Source organism: Streptomyces sp. SID11385, from assembly GCF_010548245.1.
Classification (GTDB): Bacteria; Actinomycetota; Actinomycetes; order Streptomycetales; family Streptomycetaceae; genus Streptomyces.
Genome location: NZ_JAAGLR010000116.1, coordinates 1 through 11,135, shown reverse-complemented (window position 1 = coordinate 11,135; position 11,135 = coordinate 1). Strand labels below are relative to the sequence as shown.

9 protein-coding genes are annotated in these 11,135 nt (G+C 74.3%); 3 read left to right on the top strand and 6 right to left on the bottom strand.

The features are described from left to right. From G3I42_RS03980 to G3I42_RS03970, 3 genes are all read right to left on the bottom strand, one after another. The coding region (locus G3I42_RS03980) for an HRDC domain-containing protein (protein WP_164282455.1) at positions 1–1,065 on the bottom strand (1,065 nt) is incomplete at its 3' end. Between the two features lie 159 nt (positions 1,066–1,224). Then, a complete protein-coding gene (locus tag G3I42_RS03975) occupies positions 1,225–1,884 on the bottom strand; it encodes a response regulator transcription factor (RefSeq protein WP_164282454.1) in 660 nt (219 codons plus the stop codon). Between the two features lie 386 nt (positions 1,885–2,270). Then, a complete protein-coding gene (locus tag G3I42_RS03970; RefSeq protein ID WP_164282453.1) occupies positions 2,271–2,894 on the bottom strand; it encodes a DUF3000 domain-containing protein in 624 nt (207 codons plus the stop codon). Between the two features lie 264 nt (positions 2,895–3,158). Here G3I42_RS03970 and hemE point away from each other — a divergent pair, with 264 nt between their 5' ends. Continuing rightward, positions 3,159–4,202 carry a uroporphyrinogen decarboxylase gene (gene hemE, locus G3I42_RS03965; RefSeq protein WP_164282456.1) on the top strand — a complete coding sequence of 348 codons (1,044 nt, stop codon included), beginning with the start codon at positions 3,159–3,161 and terminating at the stop codon, positions 4,200–4,202. A gap of 84 nt (positions 4,203–4,286) precedes the next feature. Here hemE and G3I42_RS03960 read toward each other — a convergent pair whose 3' ends face one another. Further along, positions 4,287–5,660 (bottom strand): FAD-dependent oxidoreductase, encoded by a 1,374-nt coding sequence (locus G3I42_RS03960; RefSeq protein ID WP_164282452.1) that lies wholly within the window; start codon positions 5,658–5,660, stop codon positions 4,287–4,289. Between the two features lie 22 nt (positions 5,661–5,682). Further along, positions 5,683–6,795, bottom strand: coding sequence for a DUF4349 domain-containing protein (locus G3I42_RS03955; RefSeq protein ID WP_164282451.1), 1,113 nt, complete (start codon positions 6,793–6,795; stop codon positions 5,683–5,685). Between the two features lie 207 nt (positions 6,796–7,002). Here G3I42_RS03955 and hemG point away from each other — a divergent pair, with 207 nt between their 5' ends. Together hemG and hemQ are read left to right on the top strand one after the other, a co-directional pair. After that, on the top strand, positions 7,003–8,481 hold the full coding sequence (gene hemG / locus G3I42_RS03950) for a protoporphyrinogen oxidase (protein ID WP_164282450.1): 1,479 nt from the start codon (positions 7,003–7,005) through the stop codon (positions 8,479–8,481). A gap of 171 nt (positions 8,482–8,652) precedes the next feature. Next, a complete protein-coding gene (gene hemQ / locus G3I42_RS03945) occupies positions 8,653–9,369 on the top strand; it encodes a hydrogen peroxide-dependent heme synthase (protein ID WP_164282449.1) in 717 nt (238 codons plus the stop codon). A 129-nt stretch (positions 9,370–9,498) separates the two neighbouring features. On the opposite strand, the gene G3I42_RS03940 is transcribed toward hemQ, so the two are convergent. Further along, a partial coding sequence (locus G3I42_RS03940) for an alpha/beta hydrolase (protein ID WP_239096250.1) occupies positions 9,499–11,135 on the bottom strand: 1,637 nt, incomplete at its 5' end.

Genomic DNA, 11,135 nt, shown 5'->3' with positions numbered 1-11,135 from the left:
CGCGGCCTCCGGGTCGCGGTCGGCCCAGGCGCGCGGCGGCGGGGGCCCGGCGACCGAGGCGCCCGGCTGCGGAAGCTCGCTGTCGGGCAGCTCCCTGGCCCGGTCGATCGCCGCCTGCCACTGGTCGAGCTGCCGCTTCTGCGCGCGCTGCCCGAAGGCGGGGAGCGCGCCGAGCGCGTGCACGTTCACCGGGACGGCGAGCGCGGCCTCGACGATCGCGGCATCGGGCAGGACCTTGCCGGGCGAGACGTCGCGCCGCCGCGCGATGCGGTCGCGCAGCGTCCACAGCTCCCGTACGACCGCGAGCTGACGGCGCCTGCGCACGCGGTGCATCCCCGAGGTGCGGCGCCAGGGGTCCTTGCGCGGGGCCGGGGGCGGTGCGGAGGCGATCGCGTCGAACTCCTCCAGCGCCCACTCCAGCTTCCCCTGCCGCTTCAGCTCCTTCTCCAGCGCGTCGCGCAGGTCCACGAGGAGTTCGACGTCGAGCGCCGCGTACCGCAGCCAGGGCTCGGGCAGCGGACGGGTCGACCAGTCGACGGCCGAGTGCCCCTTCTCCAGCGTGTAGCCGAGGACGCTCTCGACCATCGCGCCGAGCCCGACGCGCGGGAAGCCCGCGAGCCGTCCGGCCAGCTCCGTGTCGAAGAGGGAGTGCGGGACCATGCCGATCTCGCGCAGGCAGGGCAGGTCCTGCGTCGCCGCGTGCAGGTCCCACTCGGCGGAGGCGAGCGCCGCGCCGAGCCCGGAGAGGTCGGGGCAGGCCACGGGGTCGATGAGCGCCGTGCCCGCGCCCTCGCGCCGCAGTTGGACGAGGTAGGCGCGCTGGCCGTAGCGGTAGCCGGAGGCCCGCTCGGCGTCGACGGCGACGGGCCCGCTGCCGCTCGCGAAGGCGGCGACGGCGGTGGCGAGGCTCTCGGGGTCCGCGATGACGGGGGGAATGCCCTCGCGGGGTTCGAGGAGGGGGACCGGTGCCGGATGCGCGGCGCCTTCGGCGGGCCCGGGGTCCGTCCCGGAGACCTGCGGTGCGGTGGCTGCTGGGCTGTCTTGGGCGTCGGTGGCATCGGTCACCGGTCAAGGGTATCCGGGGACGTGCCGGAGGCCACCGACGGAATGTTCCGCCGATGGCCTCCCTGGGGGACGGGGTGGGGGACTCGGGTACTCGATGGCTGAAAGGACCGAGGTGCTGAGGAGCCACCGAGGGGCTGAGGAGCTGAGGGGCTCGGGGATTCAGTGGATGATGCCAGTGCGCAGGGCCACGGCGACCATTCCGGCGCGGTCGCCCGTGCCGAGCTTGCGCGCGATCCGGGCGAGGTGGCTCTTGACGGTCAGTGCGGACAGGCCCATCGAGACGCCGATGGCCTTGTTGGACTGGCCCTCCGCGACCAGTCTGAGCACCTCGACCTCGCGACCCGACAGCTCGCGGTAGCCGCCCGGGTGGCTCGGGGTACCCGGGGGGCGACGGTGGGCGCGGGAAGCGGCGCCGAGCTGGGCCGCGCCGGGGCGGCCGGGAAGCCCGACGTTGGTACGGGTGCCGGTGACGACGTAGCCCTTGACCCCGCCCGCGAGGGCGTTGCGCACGGCACCGATGTCGTCGGCCGCGGAGAGGGCGAGCCCGTTGGGCCAGCCCGCGGCGCGGGTCTCGGAGAGGAGGGTGAGCCCGGAACCGTCGGGCAGGTGGACATCGGCCACGCAGATGTCGCGCGGGTTGCCGATGCGGGGACGGGCCTCGGCGATGGACGAGGCTTCGATGACGTCGCGTACGCCGAGCGCCCAGAGGTGCCGGGTGACCGTGGAGCGCACCCGGGGGTCGGCCACGACGACCATCGCGGTCGGCTTGTTCGGACGGTAGGCGACCAGGCTTGCGGGCTGCTCAAGAAGAACGGACACCGGGCCTCCTGTGGTGGGGGAAAGGAGCGGGACGGCCCCGGCCGGGGAAGAAGCCGGGCGAACCGTGCCGACAAGGTCGAAATGAATGTCGGCAGCACGCCGGGAGTCCTTTAGGGGATGATCACGAACGAGGGAGGAAAAAACAGAATGATTAGGACGGGTTTTCGATCGCGAAGAGATCGGAACGAGAACTCGAACGAATCAGGTCCCGCGTGTCATCCGTTCGTGAACGACGTCATGTCATCCCCTACCGGTCCGTAACCGATCCGTAATCGTCAGCCCCTTGCGCCGGGACCGACTTGCGGGCAAGCGGCCCGCAGCCTCTTGCGCCGAAGTCGACCACCGGGCACGCGGTCCGCCCCACCCGCTGTCCGGCCCGCTCGCCGTCAGGAACGCGGGCCCCTGCGCTGCGGCAGCGAGACCACCGCGGCCTCGCCCGGGCCCGTCGCCGGCGGGAGACCGGCGACCTGCGAGAGCAGCTCGCACCAGGCCGCGAGGTGCGCCGTCGTGTCGGGCACACCGCTCGGCGACTCGCGCGGGGTCCAGGAGGCGCGGATCTCGATCTGCGAGGCGGCGGGGCGCTCGCGCAGGCCGCCGAAGTAGTGCGAGCTGGCCCGCGTCACCGTGCCGCCCGCCTCCCCGTACGCGAGCCCGCGCGAGGTGAAGGCGCCGGTCAGCCAGGACCAGCACACCTCGGGGAGCAGCGGGTCGGCGGCCAGCTCCGGCTCCAGCTCGGCGCGGACGAGCGTGACGAGACGGAAGCGGCCCTTCCACGCCTCGTGCCCGGCGGGGTCGTGGAGCAGCACGAGCCGCCCGTCGGCGAGATCCTCGTCCTCGCCGCCGACGACGGCGGCCTCCAGCGCGTAGGCCCAGGGAGCGAGGCGCTGGGGGGCACGGGTGGTGGACAGCTCGATCTCGGGGCGTGGTCGCGCTGCGCGCAACGCCGCGACGGCGGCGCCGAAGTCCGCCGGGGTCTTCTGGGGGTCCGGAGCGTCAGGCGCAGCAGGCATGCGGCGAAGCGTATGCGCTTTCGCGCGGGGGAGCGGGGGGTGCTCGCCGTGTGGCGGGGAGTTTGGCCCCCGGCGCGGGTCGCCTCGCGGGGCTCTGCCCCGGACCCCGCTCCTCAAACGCCGGAGGGGCTGATTTATGGGGCTCCGCCCCGTGCCCCGCTCCCCCAGAGAGGCTGGAGGAGCGGGGGCAGTGTCCGAAGGCAGGGCGGGCTGACAAAGGGGCGCTGGGAGAATGACAAACTTGTCAGCGTGAGTGACAACGACATGACGCCGTCCCCCTCCCTCCGCGACTCCGTCTTCCTCAAGGCGTGTCGGCGTGAAGCCGTTCCGTACACGCCCGTGTGGTTCATGCGGCAGGCCGGGCGGTCGCTGCCCGAGTATCTGAAGGTGCGCGAGGGCGTGCCGATGCTGGAGTCCTGCGCGCGGCCCGATCTCATCGTCGAGATCACGATGCAGCCGGTCCGGCGGCACAAGGTCGACGCGGCCGTCTACTTCAGCGACATCGTCGTGCCGCTCAAGGCGATCGGGATCGATCTCGACATCAAGCCCGGCGTGGGCCCGGTCATCGCGGACCCCATCCGCACCGAGGCCGACCTCACGCGGCTGCGCCCCCTCGTGCCCGAGGACGTCTCGTACGTGACCGAGGCCGTCGGGCTCCTCACCGCCGAACTCGGCGCGACCCCGCTCATCGGCTTCGCGGGTGCGCCTTTCACCCTCGCGAGCTACCTCGTCGAGGGCGGTCCCTCGCGCAACCACGAGCGCACCAAGGCGCTCATGTACGGGCAGCCCGAGCTGTGGGCCCGGCTCCTGGACCGCCTCGCCGACATCACGATCGGCTTCCTCAAGGTGCAGATCGAGGCGGGCGCCTCGGCCGTGCAGCTCTTCGACTCCTGGGTCGGCGCACTCTCCCCGGCCGACTACCGCCGCTACGTCCGGCCCGCGAGCGCGAAGGTCTTCGCCGCGGTCGCCGGGTACGGCGTGCCGCGCATCCACTTCGGCGTCGGGACGGGCGAACTGCTCCACGACCTCGGCGAGGCGGGCGCGGACGTCGTGGGCGTGGACTGGCGTGTGCCGCTCGACGAGGCGGCCCGGCGCGTCGGCCCGGGCAAGGCGCTCCAGGGCAACCTGGACCCGGCGGTGCTCTTCGCCGACGAGGCCGCGATCCGCGAGAAGACGACGGAGGTCCTGGACGCGGCCCGCGGCCTGGAGGGGCACATCTTCAACCTCGGCCACGGCGTGCTCCCCACGACGGACCCCGGCGTCCTGACGGACCTCGTCGCGGACGTGCACGAGCGCTCCCGGCGCTGACGGCAGGGACGCGGCGGTACGAGGGCGGGGCGGCGGTACGGGCACGGGGCGGCCCCGCCCCCGTACCGCCGCCCCGCCCCCCGCTCAACCCGCCGCCCGTACCGCCTTGACCGCCTTGCGGGCCGCGACGAGCACGGGGTCCCACACCGGCGAGAACGGCGGCGCGTAGCCCAGGTCGAGAGCCGTCATCTGCTCGACCGTCATCCCGGCCGTCAGCGCGACCGCCGCGATGTCCACGCGTTTGCCCGCGCCCTCGCGGCCGACGATCTGCGTGCCCAGAAGGCGCCCGGTGATCCGCTCGGCGAGCATCTTGACCGTCATGGGGGTGGCGTCGGGGTAGTAGCCCGCGCGGCTCGTCGACTCGATCGTCACGCTCACGAACTGGTACCCGGCCGCCGCCGCGTCCCGCTCGCGCAGCCCCGTACGCCCGATCTCCAGCTCGCACACCTTGCTCACCGCGGTGCCCACGACGCCCGGGAACGTCGCGTAGCCGCCGCCGATGTTGGAGCCGATGACCTGGCCGTGCTTGTTCGCGTGCGTGCCGAGCGCGATGTGCCGGGTGCGCCCGGCGAGCAGGTCCAGGACCTCGACGCAGTCGCCGCCCGCGTAGATCTCCTCATGGCCGCGCACCCGCATCGCGAGGTCCGTGAGCAGCCCGCCGGCCGGGCCGAGCGGGAGGCCGGCGGCGCGCGCCAGATCGGTCTGCGGCCGCACGCCGAGACCGAGCACGACGACGTCGGCGGGGTACTCCGCCTCGTCGGTGCGCACCGCGTTCACGTGCCCGTCGTGCCCGGTGCCGAGCGCGGTCACCGCCGTCCCGTTGACCATCGTGATGCCCATGCCGCGCATCGCCTCGTCGACGAGCGCGCCCATGTCCGGGTCGAGCGTCGTCATGGGCTGCGGCGCGTGGTTGACGACGGTCACCTCGTAGCCGCGCCGGATCAGCGCCTCGGCCATCTCGACGCCGATGTACCCGGCCCCGACGACGACGGCCCGCTTCCCGCGCGCCCGGGTCAGCGTCGCGAGCAGCCGTTCGCCGTCGTCGAGCGTCTGCACGCCGTGCACGCCGGGCGCGTCGATCCCGGGCAGGTCGGGGCGCAGCGGCGCCGCGCCGGTCGCGATGACCAGCTTGTCGTACGAGGTCCAGTACTCGCCGCCCGAGTCCAGCTCGCGCGCCCGCACCCGCCGCCCCTCGACGTCGAGTTCGGTCACCTCCGTCCCCGTGCGCAGGTCGATGTCGCGGGCCCGGTGCTCCTCGGGCGTCCGCGCCACGAGGTCCTCCGGGCCCGCGACGTCCCCGCCGACCCAGTAGGGGATGCCGCAGGCCGAGTACGAGGTGTGCCGCCCGCGTTCGAAAGCGATGATCTCCAGCTCGTCCGGGCCCTTGAGCCGGCGCGCCTGCGAGGCCGCCGCCATCCCCGTCGCGTCGCCGCCGATGACGACCAGTCGTTCACTCATGCGGGCAGGCTACGCGGGGTGATCAGGGGCGTGCGGGGGGCTCGGGGGTGGCGGCGCCGGGAGTCGCGGGGGCGGCTTCGGACGCGGCGGTGGCTTCGGGCGCGGGGCCGGCTTCCGGCGCGGGCGTGGGCTCGGCGTCGGCTTCGGGTGCGGCTTCGGGTGTGCGCGTGGTCGCCGCGTCCGCCGTACGTCCTCGCCGTCCCCGTACCGCCCCGCGCGCCGCCCAGGCCAGGAGCAGCGCCACGGCCGCCACCGCGAGGAACGGCAGGAGCGCGCCGAGCACGACGCCGAGGACGCGCACCGTCGCGGCGAGCGCGTGCCAGCCGCCGGAGAGGGCGTCGCCGAAGCCCGTGGCGTCCTTCTCCTTCTTCGCCGCCGGGGCGTCCGGGCCCTCGACGGTGAGGGTGAGGGTCGAGAGGGACGTACGGTCCGCCAGCCCCGCCTGCTGGGCGAGCAGCGACTCCAAGTCGGCCTCGCGCGTGCTCAGTTCGCTCTCCAGCGCTGTCACGTCGGCGATCTTCGTCGCGTCGTCCATGAGCGCCCGGACGCGGTTCACGCTCGCCCGCATGGTCCGCACGCGGCTGTCGACGTCGACGACCTGCGAGGACACGTCCTGCGAGCGCACCTGGTCGCTGAGGAGCTTGCCGGGCCCGTCGGCGAGCGTCCGGTGCACTGTGTCGAAGGAGTCCACGGGTACGCGCAGCGTGAGCTGGGAGCGTTCACGGCCGCCGCCCGCGCCCGTCGTCGTCTCCTCGCCCACGAAACCGCCCGCGTCGGCGGCGGCGGCACGGGCGCGCTCCGTCTCCTCGGCCACGTCCTCGACCCGTACCCGCATCGTGGCGGTACGGATCAGGTGCAGGCCCTTGGGCGTCGGGGCGTCCGCCTTCACGGTCTTTCCCGCGCCACCACCGGACTTCGCGCCGTCCGCGCGCTCCGCGGTGGCCTGTCCGCCGTTCGCCCCGTCCGCCGCGGCCCGCTTGGCGTTCGAGCCGCCCGCACTGTCGTCGCCGTCGCTCGCCGAGCAGCCGCCCAGCACGAGCACGGCGGTGAGCGGCAGCGCGAGCACCGCGAGCAGCCGGGCGCGGCCCGCCCCGTACCGCCCGTGCCCTCTGCCCGTTCCGCGTGTCGTCGTCATGCTTCCCCCTCGTCCACGGGCCCCGGTGGCGGGGCTTTGTTCTCTGGACGGAGAAGGGCGTCGCGGCGATCGCCCCGGCCGGTACCGAAGCGGTCACGAGGCGGACACGGGACGGAAGCGCGGCACCGCGGCGCGCGCCCCCCACGCCCGCCCCCACAAGCCCGACCCTCCCGGCGGTCGCTGTCCGTACGGTGAGAAAGTGGACCCATGAGCGAAGTCCCCAGCAGCACCCCCGTCTCCGCCACTTCCTCACCGTCCCCCGCGCCGTCCCCCGGCGTGCCCGCGCCCGGTACCGCTCCCCGCCTGCTCGTCCTCGGCGGCGGCATCACCGGTCTCGCCGCCGCGCTGCACGCGCTCGACGCCGGAGCCCGCGTGACGCTCGTGGAGGCCGCCGCGCGGCTCGGCGGCAAGCTGCGCTCGGGCGAGATCGAGGGCGTACGGGTCGACCTCGGCGCCGAGTCGATGCTCGCCCGCCGCCCCGAGGCCGTCGCCCTCGCGCGCGCCGCCGGGCTCGGCCACAAGCTCCAGCCGCCGAACGCGGCGAGCGCCTCGCTGTGGACGCGCGACGCGCTGCGCCCGATGCCCAAGGGACACGTCATGGGCGTCCCCGCCGAGGCGGGAAGCCTCGCGGGGGTGCTCTCGGAGGAGGGACTGCGGCGGATCGAGGCGGAGGCGGAGCTGCCGCCCGAGGAGCTGGGCGACGACGTCGCGATCGGCGAGTATGTGGCGCGCCGCCTGGGCCGCGAGGTCGTGGACCGGCTCGTGGAACCGCTGCTCGGCGGGGTCTACGCGGGCAACGCGTACCGCATCTCGATGCGCGCCGCCGTACCGCAGCTGTGGAAGACCGTCCAGGAGCACCCGCGGCTGACCGACGCGGTGCGCGCCGCGCAGGCGAACGCGGCGAACGGCGCGGGCGGCAGGCAGCCGGGCGGCCCGGTCTTCCAGGGGCTCAAGGGCGGTCTCGGCACGCTGCCGCTCGCGGTGGCCCGCACCGTGCGCGACCGGGGCGGCGAGATCCGGACCGGGACGGCCGCCGAGGAACTGCGCCGCACACCCGATGCCTGGCGCGTCGTCCTCACCGACGGCAGCGTCCTCGAAGCGGACGCGGTCGTCCTCGCGCTGCCCGCGCCGCGCGCCGCGCGTCTGCTCGACGCGGAGTCCCCGGCGGCGGCGGCCGAACTGCGCGCGGTCGAGTACGCCTCGATGGCGCTCGTCACGCTCGCGTACCGCCGCTCCGACACGGCCGCGCTGCCCGCGGGCAGCAGCGGCTTCCTCGTCCCGCCCGTCGACGGGCGCACGATCAAGGCGTCGACGTTCAGCAGCCAGAAGTGGGCGTGGGTGGAGGAGGAGAACCCCGAGCTGCTCGTGCTGCGCACCTCGCTCGGACGGCACGGCGACACCGCCGACCTCGCGCGCGACGACGCGGAACTCGTGAGCCTCTCGCGCCGCGACCTGCGCCTCGCCACGGGCCTCGACGCGCGCCCCGTCGCCTCCGTCGTGACGCGCTGGAACGACGGCCTGCCGCAGTACCCGGTGGGCCACGAGAGCCGCGTCGCCCGCGTACGCGACCACGTCGCGAAGCTCCCCGGCCTCGCGGTGTGCGGCGCGGCGTACGACGGGGTGGGCATCCCGGCGTGCGTGGCGAGCGCGCGGGCGGCGGTGGACGGGCTGCTGCGCGTCGGCTGAGCCGAAGGGAGCGCGACGGTGCCGAGCCGCCCGTCGCGCGCAGGTCACGAGGAACGAGTGACCGAGCACGTCGGGCGGCTCGGCACCGTCTCGGGCGCTCCCGGAGGCGAAGCCGACGCCATCAGGCAGCCCGGGTCGGACGGCGGAAAGTGAAGAAGGAGAATAGAGAGCATGAGTGCTGCTCCTGAGAAGATCCCCAACGCGGGCAAGAAGGCCAAGGACCTCAACGAGGTCATCCGCTACACCCTGTGGTCCGTCTTCAAGCTCCGCGACGTGCTGCCCGAGGACCGGGCCGGGTACGCCGAGGAGGTCCAGGACCTCTTCGACCAGCTCGCCGCGAAGGACGTCACCGTGCGCGGCACGTACGACGTCTCCGGGCTCCGCGCCGACGCCGACCTGATGATCTGGTGGCACGCCGAGACCTCGGACGCGCTCCAGGAGGCGTACAACCTCTTCCGCCGCACCCGCCTCGGCCGCGCCCTGGAGCCGGTCTGGTCGAACATGGCGCTGCACCGCCCGGCGGAGTTCAACAAGTCCCACATCCCGGCGTTCCTCGCCGACGAGAACGCGCGCGCCTACGTCAGCGTGTACCCCTTCGTGCGCTCGTACGAGTGGTACCTGCTGCCCGACGAGGAGCGCCGCACGATGCTCGCCGACCACGGCAAGATGGCCCGCGGCTTCCCCGACGTGCGCGCCAACACCGTGGCGTCGTTCTCGCTCGGCGACTACGAGTGGATCCTTGCCTTCGAGGCCGACGAACTGCACCGCATCGTCGACCTCATGCGCCACCTGCGCGCCTCCGAGGCCCGCCGCCACGTCCGCGAGGAGGTCCCCTTCTACACGGGCCGCCGCCGCTCGGTGGCCGAACTGGTGCAGGGCCTGGCCTGAGATTCCGCCGCGGGGGCCGCTGAGCGGCGCCGCAGCTTGTCGAAGGCCGCCCGGACCACGTCCGGCGCGGCATGTGAAGGCCCCGCCCGGGGAGGGGCGGGGCCTTCGCGTGGGGGTGGGGGCTCTCTCTCACCTCTCCCGCAGTGCCTCCCGGGCCCTTCCCACCACGCTGCCGCTCTCCGGGGTGTCGTCGGCCGCCGTGCCGTTCCGCGGGTTGTCCGCCGTCGTGGCGCTCTCCGGGCCCTTTGTCGCCGTGCCGCTCGTCCGGCCGTCGGCCTCGGGGGGAGTGGCCGGCTTCGGTTCCTTGTGGGGGGCGCAGTCCAGGGTGCCGTTGCCGGGGACGCGGCCCGTCAGGAGGTACGTGTCGACCGCCGCGTTGACGCAGTCGTTGGCACCGCCCGCGATGCCGTGCGTGCCCGCGCCGCGCTCCGTGACGAGGGCCGCGCCGCTGAGGCGACGGCGCAGTTCCAGGGCTCCCTCGTACGGGGTCGCCGCGTCGCGCTCGGCGGCGAGGATCAGGGTCGGGGGCAGGACGCCGGGGCGCACGCCGATGTCCAGCGGGCGCTGGCGCGGCGCCGGCCAGGAGGCGCAGGGGAGGTTCATCCAGGCGTTGTCCCAGGTCTCGAAGGGGGCGACCGAGGCCAGGTGCGTGTTGTCCCTGTCCCACGTCGCGAAGTCCGTCGGCCACGCCGCGTCGTTGCACTCGACGGCCGTGTACACCGCCGTCCCGTTCTCGTCCTCCTTCGCCGCCGCGGGGGTCAGCGGCGCGGCGAGCTTCAGGAGCGGCTTGTCGTCCTTGCCGACCACGAGCCGCGAGAGCACCTCGGCGCGCGAGGCCCAGTAGTCGTCGTAGTACGCGGCCTTGAGGAAAGCGGCCTGGAGCTGGGCGGGGCCCACCCGGCCGCCCGCCGGGTGCGTGGCGAGGCGTTCGCGGACCTTGTCGTACGCGGCCCGTACCGCCGTGCCGCTCGTGCCGAGGTGGTAGGCGTCGTCGTGCTGCGCGATCCAGTCGGTGAAGTCGTTCCAGCGCTGCTCGAAGGCGAGGGACTGATCGAGATTGTTGCGGTACCAGATCTGTTCGGGATCGGGATTGACCGCCGAGTCGAGGACCATGCGCCGCACGTGGCCGGGGAAGAGCGTCGCGTACAGGCCGCCGAGGTACGTGCCGTACGAGGCGCCCATGAAGTTGAGGTCCTGCTCGCCGAGCGCCGCGCGCAGCACTTCGAGGTCGCGCGCGTTGTCCAGCGAGGTGTAGTGGCGCAGCTTCGCGCCCGCCCGCTTCGCGCAGCCCTTCGCGTACGCCTCGGCGCGCGCGAGCCGGGCCCGCTTGTACGCGTCGTCCGGCAGGACGGGCGAGGTGTCCGGGGCCTTCGCGTACTCCTTCGGGTCCTGGCAGCTCAGCGGCGCCGAGCGCCCCACCCCGCGCGGCGCCCAGCCGACGAAGTCGTAGGCGGCGGCGAGCTTCTTCCACTCCGGGTACGCGCCGAGCAGCGGGAAGTACATCCCGGAACCGCCCGGCCCGCCCGGGTTGAAGAGCAGCGCGCCCTGCCGCTTCGTGCGCTTGCCTCCCGCCTTCGCGGGCGCCCCCGTCGCCGCGATCCGGCTCACCGTGAGGCGGATCTGCTCGCCGTCCGGGTGCGCGTAGTCGAGCGGCACCTCGACCGTCCCGCACCGCACACTGCGCGGCATCTGCTCCACGGCGGGGCAGGTGCCGAAGGCGATGCCGCGCGCGGCGGCCCGCGCGGCGCTCGTCGCGACCCCGGCCG

Bases quoted from the DNA above. Each gene is read 5' to 3' on its own strand.
- G3I42_RS03970 (WP_164282453.1), bottom strand. From the start codon at position 2,894: ATGCCTGCTGCGCCTGACGCTCCGGACCCCCAGAAGACCCCGGCGGAC.
- hemE (WP_164282456.1), top strand. From the start codon at position 3,159: ATGACGCCGTCCCCCTCCCTCCGCGACTCCGTCTTCCTCAAGGCGTGT.
- G3I42_RS03960 (WP_164282452.1), bottom strand. From the start codon at position 5,660: ATGAGTGAACGACTGGTCGTCATCGGCGGCGACGCGACGGGGATGGCG.
- G3I42_RS03955 (WP_164282451.1), bottom strand. From the start codon at position 6,795: ATGACGACGACACGCGGAACGGGCAGAGGGCACGGGCGGTACGGGGCG.
- hemG (WP_164282450.1), top strand. From the start codon at position 7,003: ATGAGCGAAGTCCCCAGCAGCACCCCCGTCTCCGCCACTTCCTCACCG.
- hemQ (WP_164282449.1), top strand. From the start codon at position 8,653: ATGAGTGCTGCTCCTGAGAAGATCCCCAACGCGGGCAAGAAGGCCAAG.